The following is a 24,367-nucleotide window of genomic DNA, read 5'->3' on the forward strand; positions in this document are numbered from 1 at the left end:
GCAGGTTTAATGCTGTTGCAAACAGCGTTAAGGAAAACTGAATGCTCCCCAATCAAGTCCAGAGCGACGCTCGCCGCGTTCTTTGTCCCGTCGCCGAGTGCGAAGCGGGCTACAACCTCAAGGCCGCCTTTCCGGATTTTCCGCAGGTGCTGCAGCAGTGGCAGCAGGCCACGGCCGCCATTGCCGATACCTTGCTGACCGGGTCCGACATCGCCTATGGGGATGGGCCGCTGCAGCGTTTTGATTTCTATCGTGCCGCAGGGACGCAGCGGCCTTTGCTGGTGTTCATCCACGGTGGTTACTGGCAGGGCGGGGACAAGCGCGACATCGGCTTCATTGCCGCGCCCTACGTCAAGGCGGGCATCAGCGTGGCGGTGATCAATTATTCGCTGGCACCCCAGGCGCGCATCGAGGACATGGTGGAAGAGGTCCAGGCCTTTCTCGCCACCCTTGCGCAGCAGGCGGATCAACTGGGCATCGACCTCAAGCGCATCTCGCTGATGGGGCATTCGGCAGGCGGTCACCTGGCGGCCTTCGTTGCCGCGCAAGGGGGCGCGGTGCCGGTGCAGGCCGTCTTTGCCATCAGTGGCGTGTTTGATCTGGTGCCGCTGGTTCCGACTTCGCTCAACAAGGCGCTCACGCTCGACGAGCCGCGCGCCAATGCGCTCTCGCCGGTGCTGCAGGCCGGGCCCGCGGGCACGCGCGTGCACACCATCATCGGGGAACTGGAGACCGCGCAGTTCCACCTGCAGGCCGCCGTGATGGCCAACTGCTGGCCGCAGGTGGTGGCGCATCACGTGGTGCCGCAGACGCATCATTACACGGTGCTGTTCCCGCTGGCCGATGGTGGCAGTGCGGTGTGCCGCGCGGTGATTCAGGAAATGCTCGGTTGAGTCCGTCCACCCGCATCAGTTCTTCGCTGTCGCCATCACAAGGAATTGCATGAATCGTCGCCATTTCTCGCTGGCACTGGCCAGCGCCTTGCTTGCGCCGCTCAAGGCCGTTGCTGCCGCGGATACCGTCTTCCTCGATTACAGCCAGGATGATCTGGACAAAGCCTACGATCAGCGCAACTGGGCCGCCAATGCGGGCGAAGTCATCAAGCGCTACAGCACGGACAGCATCGCCGCACGTGCGAAGTATCCGCCGCGCACCGAGCGTTATGGCCAGAGCGAGGCCGAGACCCTGGATATCTTTGCGCCCGCTGGTGCGCGTGGCTTGCCGGTGATGGTGTTTGTCCATGGCGGCGCGTGGCGCGCTTTGAGCAAGGATGATTCGGCGGCACCCGTGTCCAGCTTCGTCGAGCATGGCTGTCTTTACGTTGCGCTCAATTTCGCCAACATTCCTGCGGTGCGGCTGCCGGACATGGCATCCCAGTGCCGGCTGGCGATGCTGTGGATACGCGCCAACATTGCGCGCTTGGGCGGCGACCCCCAACGGATTTTCGTCTCCGGCCATTCATCGGGGGGGCATCTGGCGGCGACCTTGCTTGCTACCGACTGGAAGAGCCTGGGCGCGCCAGCGGATCTGATCAAGGGCGGCGTGGTGATGAGCGGCATGATGGAGCTCTACCCGGTGCTGCTGTCCTCGCGCAGCGGCTACGTCAAGGTCTCCGCGGCGGAGGTCGAGGCGTTGAGTCCGATGCGCCATCTTGATCGCATTGCGTGTCCGGTGATCGTGGTCCATGGCGACCAGGAGAGTCCGGAATTCAAGCGCCAGGCCAACGTGTTTGCCGAGGCGCTGTCTGGCATGGGCCGCTTGCGTGCGCAGTTCGTCCTGCGCGGGAAAAACCACTTCGAAGTGCCGGAAGCATTCAACGATGCTTCTCATCCATTGACCATGAACGTGCTGGCGATGATGAAGGGATGAGGAGCCGGCGGCAGCCAGCCCGCTGAGTGGATGGGCCAGGCGCGGGGAGGGGATCCGCGCCCATCCACCGTGAACTGCTGCCGCATCATCCCCCAAGCTGGCGGGCAGGCGATATCAGCGCCCGTTGACGCGGACCCTCCCTGCCTTCATTCCTGCCGTCCGGTTCGCAACGCTATTCCCCGTCTTCCGGTCCCACTCCCCCAGCCTCTTCCCAATCTGCCCAATCCGCTGTGCCAGGGCTGGCCCCGCGTTCCTGTCGCATTGTCGATCAGCCAGGCTTGGTAACTTGCATAACGATAGTTTGTTGCGTATAGTAACTTGCAAAATAAAAGTAACTGGTTCCGAAGCACGTCGGCGTGGCGCATTGATGGGCCGCGCCGCCGTTGGTTTTCTTATCCATCGATCTTTGCAAGGAGCTCTGCCATGGCGACCCCCACCTCACCCGATCCCGCGCCCCAGGCGGTCCGCAAGCCCATGGCGGGGCGCCTGCATGCGGGGTTGGCATTGGGAGCGGCGGCGGCCATCGCGCTGGGCTTCTATGGATGGCATTGGTGGCAGCACGGGCGCTTCATGGAAGACACTGATGACGCCTATGTGGGCGGCGACATCACCGTCATCAGTGCCAAGGTGCCGGGCTACATCGCGGCCGTACAGGTGACCGACAACCAGTTCGTGCATGCCGGCGAGTTGTTGGCCAAGCTCGATGACAGCGACTACCGCGCCGCCCTGGCGCGTGCCGAAGGCGGGGTGGCGGCACGGCAGGCCGAGATCGCCAACCTGGACGCCACCCGCGCCGTGCAGACGGCCTTGATCGCCCAGGCGCGCGCCGGCGTCGATGCCAGCCAGGCCGAGCTGGTACGGGCGCAGGACGATGACCGCCGCTTCGAGCGCTTGGTCGACCGTGCTGCCGTGTCGGTACAGAGTGCGCAGAAAGCCGCAGCCGATTACCGCCAGGCCGCCGCCAACAGCCAGAAGGCGCAGGCCGGCCTGGCCGTGGCAACCCGCGAGCTGGAGGTGATCCAGACCCGGCGCCAGCAGGCCGAGGCCGGGCTGGCCCAGGCCCGGGCCGAGCGCGAAGCGGCGCAGTTGAACCTGCGCTATACCGAATTGCGCGCGCCCATCGATGGCGTGGTGGGCAATCGTCGCGCCCGTCCCGGGGCCTATGCCGCCACGGCCAGCCAGCTGATGGTGATCGTGCCGGCACGCGGGCTGTGGATCGATGCCAATTTCAAGGAAAGCCAGCTGGCCGGGATCCGTCCCGGCAATGCCGCCACGGTCGAGGCCGATGCGGTTCCCGGCCGGGTCTTCCATGGCCATGTGGCCAGCGTGGCGCCGGCGACTGGTGCCCAGTTCAGCGTCCTGCCCCCGGAGAACGCCACCGGCAACTTCACCAAGATCGTCCAGCGGGTGCCGGTACGCATCCTGCTCGATAGCGCCGATGGCGTGCTCGACGCCTTGCGGCCGGGGTTGTCGGTGGTGGCCAGGGTGGACCGCCGGGGCCAGGGCTCATGAACGCCGCCAGTGCAGCGGCGGGGCAGTTGATCCAGCCGTCGCAGATGAGCACCTCTTCCAAGGTATTCGCCTTTGGCGTGATGTGCATCGGCATGTTCGTGGCCTTGCTGGATATCCAGATCGTGTCGGCGTCGCTGCGCGATATCGGCGGCGGGCTCTCGGCCGGCAATGATGAGACGACCTGGGTGCAGACCAGCTACCTGATCGCCGAGATCATCGTCATCCCGCTCTCGGGATGGTTGACGCGCACCATGTCCACGCGCTGGCTGTTTGCGTTCTCGGCGGCCGGTTTCACCCTCACCAGCCTGTTGTGCGGCCTGGCGTGGAATATCCAGAGCATGATCGTGTTCCGGGCCCTGCAGGGTTTCCTGGGCGGCTCGATGATTCCTACCGTGTTCACGACGGCCTTTGCTTTCTTCGACAACAAGCAGCGCGTGATCGCCGCCTCCACCATCGGTGCCATCGCCTCGCTGGCACCGACGCTGGGCCCCACCGTGGGCGGCTGGATCACCGACCACTACAGCTGGCACTGGCTGTTCTTCATCAACCTGCTGCCGGGCATCTTCATCACGCTCACCGTGCCGCGCCTGGTGCGCATCGACCTGCCGGACTGGTCGCTGTTCCGGCGGGCGGACTATCCGGGCATCCTGCTCATGTCGCTTTTCCTCGGTTGCCTGGAATACACGCTGGAAGAAGGTCCGCGCTGGGACTGGATGAGCGATCCGGTAATCGCGACCACCGCCTGGGTGGCGGCAGTCTCGGGCGTGCTCTTCGTCTGGCGCAGCCTCGCTGCGGCCGAGCCGGTGGTGGACCTGCGGGCGCTGAAGGAACGCAATTTCGCGCTGGGATGCTTCTTTTCCTTCGTCACCGGCATCGGCATCTTCGCCACCATCTACCTTACGCCCCTGTTCCTGGGCCGGGTGCGCGGCTTCAGTGCGCTGCAGATCGGGCTGGCGGTGTTTTCCACCGGGCTGTTCCAGATCATGTCCATCCCGCTCTATGCCTGGCTGACACGCATTCTCGAGCTGCGCTGGATCATGATGATCGGCCTGGCGCTGTTTGCGCTGTCGATGTGGCAGTTCGTTCCCATCACGCATGACTGGGGCTGGGACCAGCTGCTGCTGCCGCAGGCCCTGCGCGGCGTTGCCCAGCAGCTGGCGGTGCCGCCGACGGTGACGCTGACCTTGGGCAGCCTGGCGCCTGCGCGGCTGAAGTTCGCCTCGGGGCTGTTCAACCTGATGCGCAACCTGGGGGGCGCCATCGGTATCGCCCTGTGTGCCACCATCCTCAATGACCGGACCAACCTGCACTTCATGCGGCTGGCCGAGCATCTCAACGGCGTCAATGAAGCCATGCTGCAATGGCAGGGGACTCTGGGCGGCGATTTCACGGCGCAGCTTGGCGACGTGCTGGCAGGCCGGGCAGCAGCTTTGCGCCAGCTGTGGCAGCTCACCTATCGCGAGGCCTTGACCATGACTTTTGCGGATGCCTTCCTCGCCGTGGGCTGCTGCTTCGTGATCGCTACGCTGATGGTGCCGCTCATGCGCAAGGTGGCGCCGCCCAAGGCAGCCTCGGCCGATGCGCATTGAGCCGCGCGCAGGCGCCGGGGCATGGCACAATGCGGGTCGCGCTGCAGGGCCGGCCAGACGGCCAGGCAGTCGCTGATGGTAGAGCCATGGAATGGAGAGCAAGACATGCAACGCAAGCGATTTGATGACATGCAGTGCCCGATTGCCCGCTCGCTCGATCGCGTGGGCGAGTGGTGGAGCATCCTGATCTTGCGTGATGCTTTCTACGGACTCACGCGCTTTGATGAATTCCAGAAGCACCTGGAGATCGCCCCCAACATCCTCACGCGCCGCCTGGCGGGGCTGGTGGAAGAGGGCTTGCTGGAGAAGGTGCAGTATTCTGAGCGGCCGCCCCGTTACGAATACCACCTCACTGCGCGCGGCCGGGATTTCCGGCCCGTGCTGCTGGCCCTGCTGCAGTGGGGCAACAGCCATTTCGCGCCGGAAGGGCAGAGCGTGATCCTGACCGATATCGAGACCGGCAAGCAGGCCATCCCGCTGATGGTGGATGCCGAGACCGGCAAGCCCATCACGGCGGCCACGCACATCATCGCTGAAGGTCCGGCCGCCGGCGAGAAGATCCGGCGCCATATTGCCGAGCTGGTGGCCCGGCGTACCGGCAAGCCGGCCTGAGCCGGCCTCAGGCCGGGGTGGTGGCGGGAGAGGCCTGGGCCGAAGACAGCATGCGCTCCACATAGCGCGCAATGAGGTCGATCTCCAGGTTGACCTTGCTGCCCGCCTTCAGGTGCTTGAGCGTGGTCACTTCCACGGTATGGGGGATCAGGTTGATGGAGAAGCGGCAGGCGTCGGCCAGGTCTTCCACGCGGTTGACCGTCAGCGACACCCCATTGACCACGATCGACCCCTTGTAGGCCAGGTACTTGCCCAGGGCCTTGGGGGCATCGACGATCAGCTCGCGCGATTCACCCACGGGCTCGAAGGAATGCACCTGTCCCAGGCCATCGACGTGGCCAGAGACCAGGTGGCCGCCCAGGCGCTCGGCCAGGGTCAGGGCTTTTTCCAGGTTGACTTCGCCGGGGGCGTCCAGGCCGGCCGTCAGGCGCAGGCTTTCACGGGAGACATCGACGGTGAAGCCGCGCTCGCTCTTCTCGACCACGGTCATGCAGGCGCCATTGAGGGCGATCGAATCGCCCAGGCCGACATCGGCCATGGGCAGGCTGCCCGCATCGATACTCAGGCGCACGCCGGCGTCAGGGCCGGCTGCCAGGGGGGTGACGGAGGTGATGGTGCCGACGGCGGCAACGATTCCTGTAAACATGATTCAGTCCTGATACGAAAATCTGAAAGAAAAAACCAAAAAACGCTTAGTCGAAGCGGGCAAGGATACGCAAATCCGGCCCGACCTGCTTGACCTCGTGGAAGTGGATGCCGATCTTGCCCGACAGGTCTTCCAGAGGCGGCAACTCGAACATGTTGCGGCCATCGCCGATGAGCGCCGGGGCCAGGTAGACCAGCAGTTCATCCACGCAGCCTGCACGGATCAGCGCGCCATTGAGCTTGGCGCCGGCTTCGACGTGCAATTCATTGATCTGGCGCTGGCCCAGTTCGCGCACCAGGCCCGGCAGGTCGACCTTGCCCTCGGCGTTGTCCAGCAGGATCACTTCGGCCCCCTCGGCTTCCAGCGCGGCGCGTTTTTCGCGGTCGTCGGTGGCCGTGAAGACCCAGGTATTGCCCCCCTGGATCACGCGCGCCTCGGGCGAGACGATCAGCTTGCTGTCGACCACGATGCGGCGCGGCTGGCGCGGGGTCTCGATGGCGCGCACGGTGAGCTGGGCGTCGTCCTTCTGGATGGTGCCGATACCGGCCATGATGGCGCAGGCGCGCGCGCGCCAGATGTGGCCGTCATCGCGCGCGGCCTGGCTGGTGATCCACTGGCTCACGCCATTGTGCAGGGCGGTCTTGCCGTCGAGGCTGGCGGCGCTTTTCATGCGCACCCAGGGGCGGCCGGTGCGCATGCGATGCAGGAAGCCGATGTTGATCTCGCGGGCCTCTTCTTCCAGCAGTCCGCAGGCGACCTCGATGCCGGCCGCCTGCAGCCGGGACAGACCCTGCCCGGCCACCAGCGGGTTGGGGTCGGCGATGGCCGCCACCACCCGCGCCACGCCAGCGCGGATGAGCGCATCGGCACAGGGCGGGGTGCGGCCGAAATGGCTGCAGGGTTCCAGCGTGACGTAGACGGTGGCGCCACGTACGTCGTGTCCGCGCGCAGCCGCGTCGGCCATGGCCTGGATCTCGGCATGGTTGCCTCCGGGTGGCTGGGTGAAACCGGCGCCGATGATGCGCCGCTCCTTGACGATGACGCAGCCCACGCGCGGGTTGGGTGTGGTGTCGAGCATGCCGAAACCGGCCTGCAGCAAGGCCAGCGCCATGGCTTGCTGGTCATTCTCGATATCGAACTGGTAGAGCGGATCTGCGGTGGAAGTCATGGTGTACAAAGACGGTAAAGGCAGCGAGGCCCGCCAGGGGCGGGGCCGGATGCCCGTCAATATACACGGCTTTGCACGAACGCCCGTATGGCTGCCCCTGGTACTTCACTCGATGACGGCCCGGCTGCACTGGTCATCGATGATCGGGTTGCAGATCCTTACCCGCCCCAGGAAATTGATCACCACCGCCCGCGCATTGGTGCCGCTGCTGAAATACCAGGTGCCGCGCGTGACCGGTTGCCCGTCCGGCTGATAGGCGACGATGTCGGCACCGTTGGTATAGGCCACCGCGATGCCCATCTCCAGCGATGGATGGCGGGAAACGACCTGCTGGCCGACGCGGATCTCCCACCCGCTTTGCCAGTCGCGCCCATCGCTGGGGCGCATCTCGGCCCGGCGGCCGGCGCGCAGGGCTTCGGAGCGTGTCAGTTGCACGCTGTGGAAGAAGTCACTGCCGGCCGCGGCCAACTGGTGTTCACTGGAAAGGTTCTGCAGGGCGGGGATGCCTGCGCCCAGCACCAGGGCGGCAATGAGCAAGACCACCATCAGCTCGATCAGCGTAAATCCTTTGCTCTGCATGGGGTCACCAGCAATCAGGGCCGCCGGCGCGGCGGTTGCCACGGCTGTCGGCCTGCAGCACGCCGCATCGCTCATCCTCGTAGGCGGTGTTGACGCCGCTCCCGCCGGGCGTGGCCATGACCAGTACGCAGCTGGAGAGGTCCTCGTCCTCGCAGGCCCGGGCGGAGAGGGCATAGGCACTGGCTTGCGGGGTCGCCCCGGAATACCACTTGAAACCATGCCCCGTACTGCCCGGCTGGAAGGCCTTGTAGCGATGCTGGTAGGCGTGCTGCCGCTCCTGCTGCAGCAGCACCTGCAGCACGGCCGCGCGTCCTTCGGCGCGACGGGCCTTTTGCACGACATGGCGATAGCCGTTCCAGCCGAGACCGGCCAGCAGGATCACGATGGCCAGGCTGACCAGGATTTCCAGCAGCGTGAAGCCGCTTGACGGGGAGCGAAGGGAGAGTGAGTTCATGTTCATTCCGGGTTGGGTAGATAAAGAGGACGCCAGGCCAGCAGCGGACAGCTCGCCATGGCGCCGGAGCGTGAGGCCGGCCATTGCACCAGCGCCTGCAGCGCGGCGACGGCACCATGCCGGCCGTAGCCGACGGCGCTGATGCGATAGAGGGCGGAAGAGGGTTTGTCAGGGGAGGGCTTGGCGGATTCTTTCCCGGCGGCGGGCGGCAGGCGTTCGATCAGATAGCGGGGCGCGGCCATGCCGGGCGCGGCACGGAAGCGGCGTCCCGTAAATTGGCCGTAGGTTGCGGAGATGGCTTGTGGCCCGTGCAACTGCGCGGGCTCCCAGCCGCTGCGCTCATGCTTGCCCAGGCACAGGCCGGTACCGGCGGCATCGCTGCGGCATCCGGGGGCCGTGCTGAACTGCCCGGCATCGATGTGGCGCCGCTCGCCGATGTCATCACAGGCGTCTTCCAGCGCGGCCTGGGCGGCCAGGCGGGCTTGCGCATGTTCGCGATGGTTGCGCGCCGCGCGTTCTTCCAGCAGGAGCAGCGAAGTCGTGGCCGCGCCCAGCAGCAGGATCAGGGCCAGCAGCATGAGCGCGATCATGAGGGTGGCGCCGTGCTGATGGCGGCTGGAGTGCAGGATCTTCATCGGCTCTCCCTTGCTGCTGCAAGATTGCGCAACATCACCGTGCCCTGGAACACCGCCCGGCGGCGCTGTTCCTGCTCCTGTTCGGTGAAACGCCAGGTGGCCTCGCTACGCCGGCCCTGCAGGAACAGGTCATGGCTGCGCGGCGCGGCGTCATGGCTGGCGGGACGTCGCTGCAAGCCCCTTACCAGCAGCGCCACGCGCACCAGCACCACGTCGCGCCAGGCCGCAGCCGGCATGGCCGAGGCGTCCAGCCAGCGGTCCGGACGGCCATCGCCGTCGCTGTCGATGGCGTAGCGCAGCTGCATGGCCTCCACGCCGCGCGCGATGGCATCCGAGGTCCAGTTGCCGTTCTTGCCCTGGTAGCGGCAGCGCAGTTCGGGCTCGTCGCCAGTACCGGGGGCGACGAAATAGATCACCCAGTTGCGCGCGGCTTCCTCCTGTGGTCCCGTTGCGGCATCGGCGCCGCTGCAATTGCCGACCTGGGCGCGGCTGCCCCGTGGTGCGCCGAAAAAGCCCAGCATCAGCAGGTCACTGTGATTGACGCCATCACCGGTGCTGCTGCCGAAGACGCCGCGGGCGGGATCGAGCGATTCGGCCTGGCGGCTGTCGTCGAGCCCGCGCAAGCCGGGCACGAGCAACGGGGCAGGGTGCTCGGTGAGCATTTCCACTGGCAGGTGGCTGGCCTGGCGCAGCGCCAGTTGCAGGTGGTCGAGCACCAGCCGGCCGGTTTCCTCGACGCGGGCGGCGTCGTCCATTTCCTGGTAGGCGCTGCGTGCCTGCTGCAACAGCGTGCCGGCCACCAGCACCACCAGCAGCCCCACGGCCAGCGCGATCATCAGTTCGACCAGGGTCAGCCCGCCTTGGCCAGGCAGGCGCAAGCGACGGGAGAGCGAGTACCGGCGGCACATGGTCAATGGCCCAGGACCAGGGTCAGCAGCGGTGCGGCGGCGACTGCGGACGCGCTGGCCGCACCGGGGCGGCGCCAGGCCAGCTTGAGCACGACCGGGCTGATGGCCAGCCCATCGCAGTTCCAGTCCGGATGTGGTGTTTGTTGTGCATCCCGGCAGACGGTGGCGCGTGCTTGGGGGAAATCGCGGACCAGCCGGCCGCTCCAGTCCGCCAGTACGGCCTGGGTGAAATCATGCGGGCCGCAGGCGGCCTGTTCGCAATCGACCGGGGACTGTGGCGGGCGGCCGGGAGTGAGGGAAAAGAGCGTCGGATCGGTGGCGCCGGACGGCGGTGGCAGGGCCGCGCGCAATTCCGCCAGTTCCTGGGCCATCAGGGTGGCGCGCGCTTGCAGGCTGCTGTCCTGGCCGCTGCGCAGGGCATGCAGCTGCAGCATGGCAATGGCCAGGGCACCGGTGCCGATGACCAGCATGGCCACCAGCACCTCCATCATCGAAAAACCACGGGAGCGAGCACGCATGGCAAATCCTGCAAAGGAAAGCCCGCGAGTCTAGGGAAAAAGAAAATGACGCTCCAGCAAAACGCCGAATCAGTTTGCCACTATCGAAAACTTCAGAAGGAGGAACCCGGCTGCTTGAGGAATTCGGCTTCTTCCGGAGTGTTTTCCCGCCCCAGGATGCGGTTGCGATGGGGGAAGCGCCCGAAGCGTTCGATCACGGCATGGTGCCGCCGCGCATAGTCGGCATAATCATCGAAGGCCGGCTTGTCCTCGCCGCTGGCCGACTTGGCCAGGCTGCGCATGAGTTGCACCACGTACTCCTGGTCGTCCAGGTCTTCGGCGTGTTCCAGCGGCAGGTAGACGAATACCCGGGCCAGCGGCGGCAATGCCGCATCCAGTCCCATGGCCAGCGCCAGGTGGCTGCACTGGCGCGCCAGTTCATCGAAGGCGAAGGCTTGCGGGGTATCGCGGTAGATGTTGCGCGGCATCTGGTCCAGCAGCAGGATCAGCGCCAGCATGCTGCGCGGGGACTCGGTCCAGTCGTCGAGCTGGTTGGCGGCCGCCTGTTGCACCAGGGGTTCGAAGCGGGTGCGGCATTGGGCGTCGATGTCCGGGTTCTTGCTCCACCACAGCTTTTTCTGGCGTTCGGCGACCTGGTGCGCGGGCAGCTGGTCCCATCCGGTACCGAACCAGAAATCCAGTACCTCTTCGGCGCTGGCGTGCGGACTCATTCGGCCAGCACCGTGATCTGCACGTCGCCCAGCGTCACTTTCTGGCCGACGGTGATCTTGCAGGTCTTGCGGGTCTCCAGCTTGCCGTCGACCTTGACCTGGCCATCGGCCACCAGCTGCTTGCCGGCGCCGCCGCTGTCGCACAGGCCGCAGAGTTTGAGCAGTTGGTTCAGCTCGACATAGGGATGGCCTTGCAGCGGGAAGGTGATCTTTTGCATGTGCTTTCTTTCGGAAACCCCGGCCGCAACAGGCGGGTCGGGGGAGCGGTACGGTACGGTACGCCCGGCGCGCACTTTTGTCCAGCCGTCCCGGTGTTCAGGCGGCGGACTCCAGCGTCTGCTGCGCCTTGTCCAGCCAGGTGGAGAGGCTGTCGGTGAGGTCCTTCTGGCTGAAGGAGCAGCTTTCTTCGGTAAAGAGACTGCCTGCCTCGAGTCGGCCCAGCAGGTCTTCGGCTACCTGGCGATAGCGCGGCGGCAGGGCAGTGAAGACATCTTCCCGGGCGCGCCAGGTACGGCACAGGGAGGCGATGTCCCCCTGGCCTGAGCGCAGGGCTTCCAGGGCAGTGCGCATGGCGGGCAGTTGGTTGGCGGCGGGATGGGGCATGGCCGGCTCCTCGCTCAGGCGCGCGCAGCGATGACGAACAGCGCAATCACGCTCAGGTAGCCGACCAGCCACACCGCTGAACGGGGCGAGGGCTTGTCGGTCAGGTAGAGCACCGTGTAGAGGATGCGGGCGACGATGAACACCAGCGCGGCGCCATCGATCTGTCCCTGCGGAGCGCCCACTTGCTGCGCTACCAGCACGGCGGCGGCAAAGAAGGGGAAGGCCTCGAAATGGTTGCGGTGCGCATAGTCGGCACGGCGGCGCACGCCGGTCTGCTTGTCCAGCCAGGCGCGCGGTTCGGCATTGTCGAAGTCGCGCCGGCCGTACTTGGCCACGGCGATGGTGAAGACCGGCATCAGGCCGGCAATCAGGATGCACCAGTAGGATAGGGTCATGCGGGAGGTCTCCTCGTTGTGATGTCAGTGGTCAGTGAATCAAAGTTCCTTGGCGGCGAAGGTGTTGCAGGCGCTGACCTTGCCTTCGGAAATGCCGCGCTTGAACCAGGTCACGCGTTGCGCCGAGCTGCCATGGGTGAATGAATCCGGTACGACCACGCCGCGCGCCTGGCGTTGCAGGGCATCGTCGCCGATGGCCGAGGCGGCATTCAAGGCATCTTCGATGTCGCCTTCTTCGAGGATGTGGCGCGCCTGGTTGGCGTGATAGGCCCAGACCCCGGCAAAGCAGTCCGCCTGCAGCTCCAGCCGCACCGACATGGCGTTGGCCTGCTTTTCGGTGGCGTTGCGGCGGGCGGCGTCGACCTTGTCGGAGATGCCCATGAGGTGCTGCACGTGGTGCCCGACTTCATGCGCGATCACGTAAGCCTGCGCAAAATTGCCGGACACCTTGAAGCGCTGCTTCATCAGTTCATAAAACGACAGGTCGATATACACCTTCTGGTCGCCGGGGCAGTAGAAGGGGCCGGTAGCGGTCTGGCCGGTACCGCAGGCCGTCGGCGTGCTGCCGGAAAACAGCACCAGCTTGGGCCGCACGTACTGCTTGCCATTGCTGGCGAAGATCTGGCCCCAGGTATCTTCGGTGTCGGCCAGGACGGTGGAGACGAAGCGCGCCATCTGGTCGTTGGGCGAAGGCTTGTGGGAGGGCGCCTGCTGCTGCACCGGCGCTGGCGAGCCACCGCCCGAGAGCAGGTTGAGCATGGTCAGCGGATTGATGCCCAGGAAATAGGAGGCCACCAGGGCCACTGCAACCGTGCCCAGCCCGATGGAGCGCCCGCCGAAGCCAAAGCCGCCGCCCCCGCCGCCATCCTCGCCACGGCGGTCTTCCACGTTGTCGCTTTCGCGATTGCCTTCCCATTTCATGATCTGTTCTCCGGTACTGCTGTCTGCAATGGCGCGATTGTAATGGATGCCATCGGCCGGGGCATGTCGGGCGTTGTCTGACCGGGCCAGGTTGCACTGTCCGATTCCGCCGGATGAGCTGACGGTGTAGGGTAGGGCAGCAGGAGGGTGATCAGGCGGAGTGGCTTGGCGCTGTCGGCAATCGGTGCCACACTGTATCGGGCAGCCTGCATTGCTCATCCTCACAATGACAACAGTACAGGAGGCGACATGATCATCTGGCTCATTCTTCTCATCGCCAGCGCGCTGGCCCTCATGATGATGCGCGCCAGCGCGTGGGTCTGGCTGGTAGCTGAAGCAGTGCTGATCTGGCTGGGTGCGCGCCTGGCTGATATCGAGTTGCCGGTGCTGGTGCTGCTGGCCATCCTGTTCTTCACGCCCACGCTGCTGGTGGCCATCAAGTCCGTGCGGCAGTCCTTGATGACGCGTCCGGCACTGGATCTGTTCCGCAAGATCGCCCCCCGCATGTCCGCCACCGAACGCGATGCCATCGAGGCCGGTACCGTCTGGTGGGACGCCGAACTGTTCTCCGGCAAGCCGGACTGGAAGCGCCTCTTCGACCTGCCTGCGCCGCGCCTGACACCGGAGGAACAAGCTTTCCTCGACAACGAAGTCGAGCAGTTGTGCGCCATGGTCAGCGACTGGGACACCAGCGTGAAGACCCAGGACCTGCCGCCTGAAGCCTGGCAGTTCATCAAGGACAAGGGTTTCCTGGGCATGATCATTCCGCGCCAATATGGTGGCAAGCAGTTCTCGGCCTACATGCATTCGCAGGTGGTGATGAAGCTGGGCTCACGCAGTTCGGCGGCCGCCATCGCGGTGATGGTGCCCAACTCGCTGGGTCCGGCTGAATTGCTGCTGCATTACGGCACCGAGGCCCAGAAAAATCATTACCTGCCGCGCCTAGCGCAGGGGCTGGAGATTCCGTGTTTCGCGCTGACCAGTCCCTATGCGGGTTCGGATGCGGCCGCCATTCCCGATGTGGGCATTGTCTGCAAGGGCGAGCATGAGGGTCGCGAGACGCTGGGTTTCCGCGTCACCTGGAGCAAGCGCTACATCACCCTGGCACCGATTGCCACCGTGCTGGGCCTGGCCTTCCGCGTACGCGATCCGGAGGGGCTGCTGGGCAGCAACGCCGAACCCGGCATCACCTGCGCCCTGATCCCGACCGATCATCCGGGCGTGATCACCGGACGCCGTCACTGGCCGCTCAATGCGGTCTTCCAGAACGGTCCGACCGAGGGGCGCGATGTCTTCATTCCGATGGAGTGGGTGATCGGCGGTGCCGAGCAGGTCGGACGCGGCTGGCGCATGCTCATGGAATGCCTGGCGGCCGGGCGGGCGATTTCGCTGCCTTCTTCCAGCGTCGGTTTTTCCAAGCTGGCCGTGCGCGGTACCAGTGCCTATACCGCCATGCGGCGCCAGTTCAAGATCGAGATCGGCAAGTTCGAAGGCGTGCAGGAAGCCCTGGCGCGCATGGGCGGGCATCTCTACATGATGGATGCCACGCGCCGCTTGTCGGCGCTGGCAGTGGATGCGGGCGAGAAGCCCTCGGTCATCTCGGCCATCTCCAAGTATCACGTCACCGAGCGCGGGCGCATGGTGGTCAATGACGGCATGGACGTGATCGGCGGCAAGGGTATCTGCATGGGACCGGGCAACTTCCTGGCGCGGGCTTACCAGCAGGTGCCCATCGCCATTACGGTGGAAGGGGCCAACATCCTGACCCGCTGCCTCATCATCTTCGGGCAGGGGGCGATCCGCTGCCATCCCTACGTCCTGCAGGAACTGGCCACCGCCGCCGATGAAGACCGCGAGCGCGCCGTGCAGGAGTTCGACCGCCTGCTTTTCGGGCATCTCTCCTTCGTGGCTGCCAATGCGGCACGCAGCTTCGTGGGCGGCATCAGCCGGGGCTGGCTGCTGCCTTCATCCAGCCATGCCGCACGCGCCACGCGCGGTTATTTCCGTGCGGTGGTGCATCTGTCGTCGGCCTTTGCGCTGCTCACCGATGTGAGCATGGGCGTGCTGGGCGGCACGCTCAAGTTCCGTGAGCGGATTTCGGCGCGGCTGGGTGATGTGGTTTCGCAGCTCTATCTGGTTTCGGCGGTACTGAAGCGTTTCGAGGATGAGGGTCGGCAGGAAGAGGACCTGCCCTATGTGGACTGGTCGGTGCAGGATGCCTTGCATCGCGCCCAGGACGCCATCCTCGATGTCTTGCACAACTTCCCCAATCCGATCATCGCGGTGCTGCTGCGGGTGCTGATCTTCCCGCTGGGCCTTCCCTACCGCAAGCCTTCCGATGTGCTCGCCACGCGCGTGGCCCAGGCCATGCAGACCCCGGGGGAGAGCCGCAACCGCCTGGTGGCCGATGCCTACCTGCCGCGCGAGGGCGATCCGCTGGCCTGCGGCGAGAAAGCCTTCGTGCTCGCGCCGGTGGTGCAGCAGCTGGAACATCGCCTCAAGTCCGACATCAAGGAAGGCAAGCTGCCGCCGATGCCGCAGAGCCTGCTGGAAGTGCCGGCCTGGAGCGCCCTGGCGCTGGAACGCCAACTGATCTCGCAGCAGGAGAAGGACGCGCTCGATGCCTTCGCCCACTATGGCGACCAGAGCGTGCAGGTGGATGATTTCGCTGCAGATTTCGACCGTGCGGAGATCGTGGCGCAGCTGCGTTCTTAGCGATATGAAGGTTTGCGTTATCCTGCCGGTTCCCGCGTATTCCACAGGATGAACCATGACCCCGCAGCCCCGCATCTACATGGCCGGCCCCGATGTCTTCCAGCGCGACTATGCGCAGCACAAACAGCAGATCAAGCAGTGGTGCGCCGAACTCGGGCTGGTCGCCCTGTGTCCCGGTGATGACGAGGTCAGCGGCGACAGCAAGGCCGAGGTCGCACGCCGCATCTACGAGATCAACATCGCGCTGATCGACTCGGCCGATTATGTGGTGGCCAATGTGTGCGATTTCCGTGGCCATGAGCCGGACTCGGGCACAGTCTTCGAGATCGGCTATGCCGTCGGACGCGGCAAGAAGGTATGGTGCTACAACACGCCTGCGCAGGATTTGCTGCAACAGGTGCCCCAGGCCGAGCCGGGTGTCTGCCATGCCGGCATGTTCATCGAGGACTTCGGCCTGCCGCGCAACCTCATGCTGGCGCATGCCGCCGAGCTGGTGCAGGACGGCCTGCACGACTGCCTGCAACGGGTGGCGCGCTGGCACGCGGGCCAGCGCTGATCGCCGCTGCTTTTCCGCCTCACTGCTAGGGCCTGTTCACATTAAATCTGCGAGATGCGTTGCCCCCAGAAGGCGTGGTGGCAAGGCGCGCGTCGGGGCTGGTGGTGGTGCCACCAGCCCCGACGTGCAACGCGGCCAGCGCGCCTTCTGGGGGCAACCCTCCGGGAGAGGCCGCCAAGCGTCGCCTGCCGTTGTTGCAGCTCCTTGCCGTGGCACCACCACGGCGCGTCGCTGCGCCTAGGCAGTCAACGCTTGGCGACCTCTCGCACTCGCAGATTTAATGTGAACAGGCCCTAGGGCAGGCGTCCCAGCAGGTAGAACTCCTCATTGGGCCGCATGCTGGTCACATTGGCCAGTCGGTTCGACATCCCGAAGAAGGCCGCGATGGCGGCCATGTCCCAGGCATCTTCCTCTGCCCAGCCATGCGTCTTGAGCGTGGCGAAATCTTCTTCATTCACAGCCCAGGCGCTGGCTGACACCTTCATGGCGAAGTCCAGCATGGCCTTCTGCCGCGCGCTGATGTCGGCCTTGCGGTAATTGATCGCGACCTGGTCGGCCAGCAGCGGATCCTTGGCGCGGATGCGCAGGATGGCACCATGCGCCACCACACAGTACTGGCACTGGTTGGCATTGCTGGTGGCCACCACGATCATTTCGCGCTCGGCCTTGGTGAGGCCGCCGGGTTTGTCCATCAGCGCATCGTGATAGGCGAAGAAGGCGCGGAATTCATCCGGGCGATGCGCCAGCACCAGGAACACGTTGGGGATGAATCCGGACTTTTCCTGCACGGCCAGGATGCGGCTGCGGATGTCCTCCGGCAGCCCATGAAGATCGGGGATGGGGAAGCGGCCAATGGGCGCATTGGACGCGGTAGATTGGGTCATGCGTGTCTCCTTGTTCATTTATTGTCGATGCAGCGTCAAAACCATAGCACTTCCGGCCCGTCGCCAATGTCGCCGGACTGACGGTGAAGCTTTTTGCTTCAGATTTCTTTTTGGAAACCCTTCTAAAATATTATTAAGATATATCTTGAAATACCGCGAATTAAGATATATCTTGGCTATATCGATCGACACGCAGCGTGCGTCAGTCGCTGCCTCAGCCACCTGACAAGAAGGAAACACCATGTTCAAGCATTTATTCAATCACCCCGGCCAGCCCGGCCACGGCCCCAAGCACCAGCGCCACGACCGTGGGCATCATGGCGGCGGCCTCTTCGACGACGAAGACGCCCGCGGTCCGCGCGGCCATCATGGCCCCGGCGGCCGTGAAGGCGGCGGCGGACGCGGCGCGCGCATGTTCGAGCAGGGCGCATTGCGCATCGTGATGCTGCATCTGCTGCAAGAAAAGCCGCGCCACGGCTACGACATGATCAAGGCCATCGAGCAGCTCGTCGGCGGCGGCTACAGCCCCAGCCCCGGCGTGATCTACCCGACCCTGACACTGCTGGAAGAAATGGGCCATGCCTCGGTGCAGGGCGAGGACGGCGGCAAGAAGCTCTACACCCTCAGTGCCGAGGGCCAAGCCTATCTGGAAGAAAAGGAAAACGCCGAGTTGCTGCAGCAGGTGCTGCGCAAGTTCGAGCTGCGCCGCCAGGAGCGTCCCGACGCCGATTCGCCCGAACTGCGCCGCGCCGTACAGAATTTCCGCATGGCCCTGCATACGCGCCTGGCCAAGGGCAAGCTGGCCAAGGAAGAACTGCATGCCATCATCGACATCATCGACCGCGCCGCCGTGGCGGTGGAACGCACCTGATCCGCGGATCAGGGATTCTGGAAAGGAACTTCACATGAAAGAACATCGCTACCGCATCACCCTGGAGCACCTGGCCACGGCCTCGGAGGGCCAGCCTTTGCATGCGCCCCTGAGTTTCGAGGCGGGCAACCATGACGATATCTTCAGTATCGTCGCCCGCCTGCGTGGCAACGGGCAGTTCGACAGCGACACCAGCGCGCAGCTGGCGCTGGGCCTGAAACTGTTTTCGGAGGTGATGCTCAAGAATCGCAAGCATCCGCTGTTCGAGGATATCCAGCCGGCCTTGCGCGACTTCATCATGAAGCTGAAATCGCAGGGCAAGGCAGCTGCCGCAGCGCAGGGCGAAGCCGCCCCCGAATAGGACAGGCGCGCGCCGGACCTTACTGGTTGGCCGGTGCAATCATCTCCGCATAGTCATACAACGCACCGAGGATCTCCTGGGTGCGTTCGTCGTCCGCCTCTTCCTGCAACTGGTCGATCTGCTCGAACAGTTGCGCGACGGTACGCGCACCGCCAGCGCCTTCAAACAGGCGCGCGGCGCGGTGTTCTTCCCAGTGTTGCGCTTCCTCGGGGCTCAAGGTCCCGGGGAAATTGCGTGCCCGATAGCGGAACAGGATTTCATTCAGGCGCATATCGTCGAAGGCCACGCTGGCACCGGCCAGCGCCTGCGGCGGCAAGGCACGCAGCTGGGTCAGCTGGCGGCGGTCGCCGTTGCCGATGAAGCCGCCGTACAGATCTTCATCCACGTCCGGCGACGCCTCCTGCTCGCGCTGGTAGACCTCGCGCCACAGCGGACCGAGGTCGGGCAGGGCGGCAGCCTTTTCCGCATGGCGCAGGGCCAGGTCGACATCGATGTTCAGTTGCGCGGCGCGCTCGGCAGACAGTGTCTTGAGGCTGCCGACCACCATCGGCGACTTGTTCAGGTGAATGCTCTTGACCGGCAGGCGGACCATGCCTTCAGGCATCTCCTCGCGCTTGGTGAACATGCGTTCACGCACGCTGGCGGCATCCATGCCTGCCAGTTCACTCGGGTCGTAGGCCAGATCCCAGGCGATCACTTCATTCTTGTTGGTCGGATGCATGCCCAGCGGCCACATCAGCGCCAGGCAGCCGTTGGCCACCGGGAACATGCCGGAGACGTGCAGGAAGGGCTTGGCCGCCGGCAAGCCGATTTCGGCCGCGGCCTTGTCCTTCTTGTGCAAGGCCAGCGCGAAATCGAACAGGCGCGGATTGTTCTGGCGGATCAGGCGTGCCAGGGCGATGGTGGCGCGCACATCGGAGAGTGCATCGTGCGCCGCTTCATGCACCAGGCCATTGGCCTTGGACAGATGCTCCAGCTTGAAACTGACGCTGCCGTCTTCCTTGGTCGGCCACTGGATGCCTTCCGGACGCAGCGCATAGGTCAGGCGGACCACGTCGAGCAGGTCCCAGCGGCCGCAGCCGTTGGCCCATTCGCGGGCATACGGATCGATCAGGTTGCGCCAGAACATGAAGCGCGTGACTTCATCGTCAAAGCGGATGGTGTTGTAACCCACGCCGATGGTGCCGGGTTCGCCCAGTGCCTGCTCGATGCGGGCGGCGAACTCATGTTCGGGGACGCCGTGCTCCAGGCAGTGCTGCGGGGTGATGCCGGTGATCAGGCAGGATACCGGGTCGGGCAGGTAGTCCGGAGCCGGCTTGCAGTACAGCATGATGGGCTCGCCGATCTCGTTGAGCTCGGCATCGGTGCGCACGGCAGCGAACTGCGAGGGACGGTCGCGGCGCGGCACGGCGCCAAAGGTTTCGTAGTCGTGCCAGAGGAAGGTGTGATTGGACATCGCGGACGGCTTCTAAGGGAATCGCGCGATTATAGAGCCTTGTGCCGTCCTTGCCGCCGCGCCAAGGGGCTAGCCGGGTGATGAAGCCGGATTATTTCGACCTGCTGCGCCGCGCCTGACAGGGCCGTTGCCGGCCTGTCCTCATTTGGCTGGCGCAGCGGGAGCGGCCGGTGCCAGCGGCACCATGGGGGCCGCGTCGCGTTTCAAGAGCGTGCGCATGGCGTCCTGCAGCGTGCCGCTGCGCATGGGGGCGTTGCCGCCGGCGTACTGGATGTTGTCGATGATCCAGCCGCGCGCATCGCGGGTCATCAGGATCTTGTCGGTCCACTTGGCCGGCGACTGCAGCTTGGCGTCGCTATAGATCAGTTCCACGGAACAACTGGCCTCGCGTTCCTGCGCTTCGCACTGGAGCACGCGGAAGGTGGAAGCGCCATTGGGATTGCCCGTGAAGAGGTCACCTTGCACCAGCGGCGGCAAGGGATCGGCATCGGGATCGGCCGCCAGTTCGGCCGCGGACTGCGCGGCGCGGGCTTCCTGCGCCACCGAGACATCCTTCAACAGGTCGAACAGCGGCACCGACAGGAAGCGGCGGAAGGTAATCAGTTCCTTCAACGTCAGGGCGCCGGAGGGACGGTTCGAGGCATGGGTCTGGTAGAACTCCGTCACCAGCTCCTTGGCCTTGCCCTCTTCATTGGCCGAGCATGCTGCAAGCAGCAGGCTGGCGGCGACGATGAGTGTCTTACCGATCCGCTTCAATCCGATTCTCCCTGGACCAGCCGCTCGTGCGCGCTGGCGTGTTGTTCCATGATGCCGTTGTCATTTTGATATGTTCTGCCGACCGGTGCACAGCGGGGCCCGAGGGGCGCAATACGACCAGCCTGACAGAGCCGCATCTTACGCGTTACGGCAGAGCAGGTAGAGCGGGAACACACCGCCAAAAAGCCGCCAATTCCGCAGCGCGCCGTCGCCGGCGAGCCGCGCCGGCTCATTGGGCCTGGGCAATGGCGTCGGTGAGGTTGTCGCTCAGGTATTCGCGCTGCGAGGACTGGTCGTTGCCGATGAACTCGATATCGTCGATGCGCCACTGGCGCTCTTCGCGCACCAGCAGGATCTTGTCATTCCAGGATTCGTCGGCGCCTTCCTTCTGGTAGCGGAAGGCGACCTGGCACGAGGCCCGGTCGGCTTCGCTGTCGCAGGATTGGACGGCAAAGGAGGTCGCCCCTTCATACAGGGAGGTGAACACGTCGCCCTCGATGATGGGTGCGGCCTGCGGACCGGCCAAGCTGTGGTAGCGCACGTCGGCGGCTTCGGCGCGGGTCAGCAGGGAGTACAGGGCACGGCTGACCAGCGGTTCGAACTGCTTGAGTTCTTCAGCCGAGGGCAGGCCCGGGGCGTGGTTCTTGAGGTGGATGCGATAGAAATTGCCGATGACCTCGGCCTGCTGCTGTTCGTCGCCGCTGAAGTTGTTGCAGCCGGACAGCGCCAGCAGCAGACCCAGCGCACAGGCGCCGGCGCGCAGGGGGCGAGCGGAGGGGGAGGCTAAACGGGGCAGTGTGGTCATTCTGGTGTTCCTGCGCGCGGTGCGGACCGGCGCTGTTGTCATGGCGGCGCTTCATCGGGTTGCTGCGTGTGGGGGCGGCCGGTTCAGCCTGCCCCCAGGGCCTGCCCTTTAGTCAGGGGCGGGCGGCAAACGTTCCGCAGCGCCGGGCCGGGTGGCGCTGCCGGTGCGCGGTGTGGCGTCGGCGCCGATGGCGCGCTTGCGGTCTCAGGCCGATTCGGTCAGCAGTGCGAAGTGTTCCACCACCGGTGCACCGGCGAAGAAGGGGCCGACGATGCCGCGCCATTCGGTGAAGGCGGGCGATTCACGGAAATCCACGGTATGGTTTTCCAGGGTGGCCCAGTAGACCATGAGCAGGTAGCGCTCGGGCGATTCGATGCCTTTCTGGACCTTGTGGCCGAGATAACCGCGGGCCTTGCTGATGGTCTGCGCCAGGCCGCGCTGGATGGCTTCGTCGAATTCTGCTTGCTTGCCGGGTTGGATGCGGATGTCCGCCAGTTCCAGGATCATGTAGGTCTCCAGTGCATAGTCGAGGGGTGCCCGGCGCAAGCCGGGCGGCTCGATTATCACATGTTCGCCCGAACCGGGCTTTCAACCGGATCGGCGCCTGCCTGAAAAACTTTCATTCGACCAGGATGCCGCGCTTTTCCAGCTTCTGCGCCATGTCTTCCAGCGTGATTTCGATGGCGCGCGTGCTGATCATGATTTCCCACAGCGATACCAGCAGCGAGGCCACCAGCAACATCAGGCTGATGCCGAAGAACACCTCGGCCCAGCGATTGAGGTCCACGAAGATCAGGTACATCGAGACGGCGCACATGATGAAGCTGGAGACCCCCAGCGCCTGCATGTAGCGGGTCAGCACGATGCGCTTCCTGAGATTGAGGATCTGCCGGATCACCAGCCCGCGTTCATCGTTCTGGCCCTGGTTCTGCAGGTTGCGGATCAGCTGGGCCAGCACCAGGAAGCGGTTGGTATAGGCCAGCAGCAACAGCGAGGTCGCGGGAAACAGCAGGGCAGGGGTGGTGAGGTTGATCATCGACATGGCAGGGAACAATCGGGGGCGTGATTCTAACCGCTCCCGAGGCGCAAGAAACATGCCCGGGAAAGCACGCCCGCGTTTGCGCAAACGGGCGATCTGTTTTGGGGCAAGGGGCGGGCATGGCCGCCGTTTTTGCACCGCCGGGCGGCAGCACGCGGGCCGGCCGAAATCTTTTACGGATTTTTTTGGCGGTGCAGCGCCGCAGCAATTGTTATTTGTGCGAGCGCTCAATACACTAGCCCCCGTTCCACATCCACGTACAAATCAAAACAAATCCACAACGAAAGGGATCTCCATGTCGGGTTCGTATTTCCCCCAATGGCGGCTGCGCCAAAGCACCAACGACGGCCAGGGGGCCGTGATCGCCGCCGATGAGCGGCTGCCTGCGCCGCAGACGCTGGCCATGGGCGTGCAGCACGTGGTGGCCATGTTCGGCTCGACCGTGCTGGCACCCTTGCTCATGGGCTTCGATCCCAACCTGGCGATCCTGATGTCGGGCGTCGGTACCCTGCTGTTCTTCCTGCTGGTGGGCGGCCGCGTGCCGAGCTACCTGGGGTCGAGCTTTTCCTTCATCGGCCTGGTCATCGCCGTGACCGGTTATGCCGGCTCCGGGCCCAACGCCAACCTGGGCGTGGCACTGGGCGGCATCATCGCCTGTGGCGCCGTGTATGCGGTGATCGGCCTGATCGTCTCCGGCGTGGGCACCCGCTGGATCGAGTCCCTGATGCCGCCGGTGGTGACCGGCGCGGTGGTGGCGGTGATCGGCCTGAACCTGGCACCGATCGCGGTCAAGGGCGTCTCTGGCAGCAGCTTCGACAGCTGGATGGCGTTGGCGACCATCTTGTGCGTGGGCTTCGTGGCGGTATTCACGCGCGGCATGCTGCAGCGCCTGCTGATCCTGATCGGCCTGCTGCTGGCCTATGTGCTCTACGCCGTGCTGACCAACGGCATGGGCCTGGGCAAGCCGATCGACTTTTCCACCGTGGCCAACGCCGCCTGGTTCGGCCTGCCGCACTTCGCAGCGCCCGTATTCCAAGGCAGCGCCATGGCACTGCTGGCACCGGTGGCCATCATCCTGGTGGCCGAGAACCTGGGCCACATCAAGGCCGTCTCGGCCATGACCGGCCAGAACCTGGATCGCTACATCGGCCGTGCTTTCATCGGCGACGGCCTGGCCACCATGCTCTCGGGCAGTGTCGGCGGTACCGGCGTGACCACCTATGCCGAGAACATCGGCGTGATGGCCGTCACCAAGATCTACTCCACCCTGGTCTTCGTGGTGGCAGCCGTCATTGCCATCCTGCTGGGCTTCTCGCCCAAGTTCGGCGCGGTCATCCTGACCATTCCCGGCGCGGTGCTGGGCGGCGTGTCGATCGTGGTGTTCGGTCTCATCACCGTGTCGGGTGCCCGCATCTGGGTCGAGAACAAGGTCGATTTCTCCAACAATACCAACCTGATCGTGGCCGCCGTTACATTGGTGCTGGGCGCCGGCGACTTCACGCTGAAGATGGGCGGCTTCGCGCTGGGTGGCATCGGGACCGCCACCTTCGGTGCCATCATCCTGCACGCCCTGCTCAAGCGTCGCGGATGATTTCATCCTGACAAGACGCCGATGCAACAGCGGCAAGGCCGGTCCTGGTGACCGGCCTTTTTTGTTCTACCATGATGTGAGGAGAGTGAAGATTTCCGTTGAGCAATCCTCAGTGGCTGTCTATACTCTGTCGCGTTGCAGCGCAGCGCCGCCGCCATGGCCCCGGGGAAGGGCCGGCCGGAAGCGCATTCCAGCCGCTGCCTGTCGCGGGCCT

At 65.0% G+C, this 24,367-nt stretch carries 28 protein-coding genes; 10 read left to right on the forward strand and 18 right to left on the reverse strand.

Annotated features, from left to right (window positions below; all coding sequences use genetic code 11):
* The first annotated feature begins 41 nt into the window (after positions 1–41).
* The 5 genes from FYB76_RS05665 to FYB76_RS05685 all read left to right on the forward strand — a co-directional run bounded on the left by FYB76_RS05665 (position 42) and on the right by FYB76_RS05685 (position 5,582).
* A complete protein-coding gene (locus FYB76_RS05665) occupies positions 42–893 on the forward strand; it encodes an alpha/beta hydrolase (RefSeq protein WP_154132947.1) in 852 nt (283 codons plus the stop codon).
* A gap of 49 nt (positions 894–942) precedes the next feature.
* Entirely contained in the window at positions 943–1,869 is a 927-nt protein-coding gene (locus FYB76_RS05670; RefSeq protein ID WP_154132948.1) for an alpha/beta hydrolase, read from the forward strand.
* 423 nt (positions 1,870–2,292) lie between these two features.
* Positions 2,293–3,381 (forward strand): HlyD family secretion protein, encoded by a 1,089-nt coding sequence (locus FYB76_RS05675; RefSeq protein WP_154132949.1) that lies wholly within the window; start codon positions 2,293–2,295, stop codon positions 3,379–3,381.
* Complete coding sequence (locus FYB76_RS05680) at positions 3,378–4,970, forward strand: DHA2 family efflux MFS transporter permease subunit (RefSeq protein ID WP_154132950.1); 1,593 nt, start codon at positions 3,378–3,380, stop codon at positions 4,968–4,970. Before FYB76_RS05675 ends, FYB76_RS05680 begins: the two co-directional genes overlap by 4 nt.
* Before the next feature lie 105 nt (positions 4,971–5,075).
* Positions 5,076–5,582, forward strand: a complete 507-nt coding sequence (locus FYB76_RS05685; protein ID WP_088756326.1) for a helix-turn-helix domain-containing protein — start codon at positions 5,076–5,078, stop codon at positions 5,580–5,582.
* Between the two features lie 7 nt (positions 5,583–5,589).
* Here FYB76_RS05685 and FYB76_RS05690 read toward each other — a convergent pair whose 3' ends face one another.
* From FYB76_RS05690 to FYB76_RS05745, 12 genes are all read right to left on the reverse strand, one after another.
* Positions 5,590–6,228, reverse strand: a complete 639-nt coding sequence (locus FYB76_RS05690; RefSeq protein ID WP_154132951.1) for a riboflavin synthase — start codon at positions 6,226–6,228, stop codon at positions 5,590–5,592.
* Between the two features lie 46 nt (positions 6,229–6,274).
* Positions 6,275–7,396, reverse strand: a complete 1,122-nt coding sequence (gene ribD, locus FYB76_RS05695; RefSeq protein WP_088756324.1) for a bifunctional diaminohydroxyphosphoribosylaminopyrimidine deaminase/5-amino-6-(5-phosphoribosylamino)uracil reductase RibD — start codon at positions 7,394–7,396, stop codon at positions 6,275–6,277.
* Between the two features lie 105 nt (positions 7,397–7,501).
* Entirely contained in the window at positions 7,502–7,975 is a 474-nt protein-coding gene (locus FYB76_RS05700) for a GspH/FimT family pseudopilin (RefSeq protein WP_088756323.1), read from the reverse strand.
* Positions 7,976–7,979: 4 nt separating this feature from the next.
* Positions 7,980–8,429, reverse strand: coding sequence for a type IV pilin protein (locus FYB76_RS05705; RefSeq protein WP_154132952.1), 450 nt, complete (start codon positions 8,427–8,429; stop codon positions 7,980–7,982).
* A gap of 2 nt (positions 8,430–8,431) precedes the next feature.
* Positions 8,432–9,064: a pilus assembly protein gene (locus tag FYB76_RS05710; RefSeq protein WP_154132953.1), complete on the reverse strand. Its 633-nt coding sequence runs from the start codon at positions 9,062–9,064 to the stop codon at positions 8,432–8,434.
* On the reverse strand, positions 9,061–9,972 hold the full coding sequence (locus tag FYB76_RS05715) for a PilW family protein (protein ID WP_154132954.1): 912 nt from the start codon (positions 9,970–9,972) through the stop codon (positions 9,061–9,063). Before FYB76_RS05715 ends, FYB76_RS05710 begins: the two co-directional genes overlap by 4 nt.
* A 2-nt stretch (positions 9,973–9,974) precedes the next feature.
* Positions 9,975–10,490, reverse strand: a complete 516-nt coding sequence (gene pilV, locus FYB76_RS05720) for a type IV pilus modification protein PilV (RefSeq protein ID WP_088756319.1) — start codon at positions 10,488–10,490, stop codon at positions 9,975–9,977.
* Positions 10,491–10,582: 92 nt separating this feature from the next.
* Positions 10,583–11,200 (reverse strand): DUF924 family protein, encoded by a 618-nt coding sequence (locus FYB76_RS05725; protein WP_154132955.1) that lies wholly within the window; start codon positions 11,198–11,200, stop codon positions 10,583–10,585.
* On the reverse strand, positions 11,197–11,418 hold the full coding sequence (locus FYB76_RS05730) for an RNA-binding S4 domain-containing protein (RefSeq protein WP_034335781.1): 222 nt from the start codon (positions 11,416–11,418) through the stop codon (positions 11,197–11,199). Before FYB76_RS05730 ends, FYB76_RS05725 begins: the two co-directional genes overlap by 4 nt.
* 97 nt (positions 11,419–11,515) lie before the next feature.
* Positions 11,516–11,803 (reverse strand): hypothetical protein, encoded by a 288-nt coding sequence (locus FYB76_RS05735; RefSeq protein ID WP_088756317.1) that lies wholly within the window; start codon positions 11,801–11,803, stop codon positions 11,516–11,518.
* Between the two features lie 14 nt (positions 11,804–11,817).
* On the reverse strand, positions 11,818–12,198 hold the full coding sequence (locus tag FYB76_RS05740; RefSeq protein WP_088756316.1) for an MAPEG family protein: 381 nt from the start codon (positions 12,196–12,198) through the stop codon (positions 11,818–11,820).
* A gap of 39 nt (positions 12,199–12,237) precedes the next feature.
* Positions 12,238–13,119 carry a neutral zinc metallopeptidase gene (locus FYB76_RS05745; RefSeq protein ID WP_088756315.1) on the reverse strand — a complete coding sequence of 294 codons (882 nt, stop codon included), beginning with the start codon at positions 13,117–13,119 and terminating at the stop codon, positions 12,238–12,240.
* Between the two features lie 249 nt (positions 13,120–13,368).
* Here FYB76_RS05745 and FYB76_RS05750 point away from each other — a divergent pair, with 249 nt between their 5' ends.
* Together FYB76_RS05750 and FYB76_RS05755 are read left to right on the forward strand one after the other, a co-directional pair.
* Positions 13,369–15,834, forward strand: a complete 2,466-nt coding sequence (locus tag FYB76_RS05750; protein ID WP_154132956.1) for an acyl-CoA dehydrogenase — start codon at positions 13,369–13,371, stop codon at positions 15,832–15,834.
* Positions 15,835–15,889: 55 nt separating this feature from the next.
* The gene (locus FYB76_RS05755; protein ID WP_154132957.1) at positions 15,890–16,390 is read left to right on the forward strand and encodes a nucleoside 2-deoxyribosyltransferase; all 501 of its coding nucleotides are present in this window, start codon (positions 15,890–15,892) and stop codon (positions 16,388–16,390) included.
* 293 nt (positions 16,391–16,683) lie between these two features.
* On the opposite strand, the gene FYB76_RS05760 is transcribed toward FYB76_RS05755, so the two are convergent.
* Positions 16,684–17,274 carry a peroxidase-related enzyme gene (locus FYB76_RS05760; RefSeq protein ID WP_154132958.1) on the reverse strand — a complete coding sequence of 197 codons (591 nt, stop codon included), beginning with the start codon at positions 17,272–17,274 and terminating at the stop codon, positions 16,684–16,686.
* 241 nt (positions 17,275–17,515) lie between these two features.
* Here FYB76_RS05760 and FYB76_RS05765 point away from each other — a divergent pair, with 241 nt between their 5' ends.
* Both FYB76_RS05765 and FYB76_RS05770 read left to right on the forward strand, forming a co-directional pair.
* Complete coding sequence (locus FYB76_RS05765; RefSeq protein WP_154132959.1) at positions 17,516–18,145, forward strand: PadR family transcriptional regulator; 630 nt, start codon at positions 17,516–17,518, stop codon at positions 18,143–18,145.
* A 34-nt stretch (positions 18,146–18,179) separates the two neighbouring features.
* The gene (locus FYB76_RS05770) at positions 18,180–18,506 is read left to right on the forward strand and encodes a DUF3861 domain-containing protein (RefSeq protein WP_088756310.1); all 327 of its coding nucleotides are present in this window, start codon (positions 18,180–18,182) and stop codon (positions 18,504–18,506) included.
* A gap of 19 nt (positions 18,507–18,525) precedes the next feature.
* Here the strand turns inward: FYB76_RS05770 and sbcB are convergent, their stop codons facing one another.
* The 5 genes from sbcB to FYB76_RS05795 all read right to left on the reverse strand — a co-directional run bounded on the left by sbcB (position 18,526) and on the right by FYB76_RS05795 (position 22,559).
* The gene (sbcB, locus tag FYB76_RS05775) at positions 18,526–19,962 is read right to left on the reverse strand and encodes an exodeoxyribonuclease I (protein WP_154132960.1); all 1,437 of its coding nucleotides are present in this window, start codon (positions 19,960–19,962) and stop codon (positions 18,526–18,528) included.
* A gap of 141 nt (positions 19,963–20,103) precedes the next feature.
* On the reverse strand, positions 20,104–20,718 hold the full coding sequence (locus tag FYB76_RS05780) for a hypothetical protein (protein ID WP_154132961.1): 615 nt from the start codon (positions 20,716–20,718) through the stop codon (positions 20,104–20,106).
* A gap of 229 nt (positions 20,719–20,947) precedes the next feature.
* Positions 20,948–21,523 carry a DUF3828 domain-containing protein gene (locus FYB76_RS05785; RefSeq protein ID WP_154132962.1) on the reverse strand — a complete coding sequence of 192 codons (576 nt, stop codon included), beginning with the start codon at positions 21,521–21,523 and terminating at the stop codon, positions 20,948–20,950.
* A 204-nt stretch (positions 21,524–21,727) separates the two neighbouring features.
* Positions 21,728–22,030, reverse strand: coding sequence for an antibiotic biosynthesis monooxygenase (locus tag FYB76_RS05790; RefSeq protein ID WP_034335716.1), 303 nt, complete (start codon positions 22,028–22,030; stop codon positions 21,728–21,730).
* Between the two features lie 112 nt (positions 22,031–22,142).
* Positions 22,143–22,559, reverse strand: a complete 417-nt coding sequence (locus FYB76_RS05795; protein ID WP_370516309.1) for a DUF2721 domain-containing protein — start codon at positions 22,557–22,559, stop codon at positions 22,143–22,145.
* Positions 22,560–22,857: 298 nt separating this feature from the next.
* Here FYB76_RS05795 and FYB76_RS05800 point away from each other — a divergent pair, with 298 nt between their 5' ends.
* On the forward strand, positions 22,858–24,153 hold the full coding sequence (locus FYB76_RS05800; RefSeq protein ID WP_088756304.1) for a solute carrier family 23 protein: 1,296 nt from the start codon (positions 22,858–22,860) through the stop codon (positions 24,151–24,153).
* Positions 24,154–24,367 lie beyond the last annotated feature (214 nt).

It is taken from the genome of Herbaspirillum sp. CAH-3 (genome assembly GCF_009668275.1).
GTDB classification, from domain to species: domain Bacteria; phylum Pseudomonadota; class Gammaproteobacteria; order Burkholderiales; family Burkholderiaceae_D; genus Herbaspirillum; species Herbaspirillum aquaticum.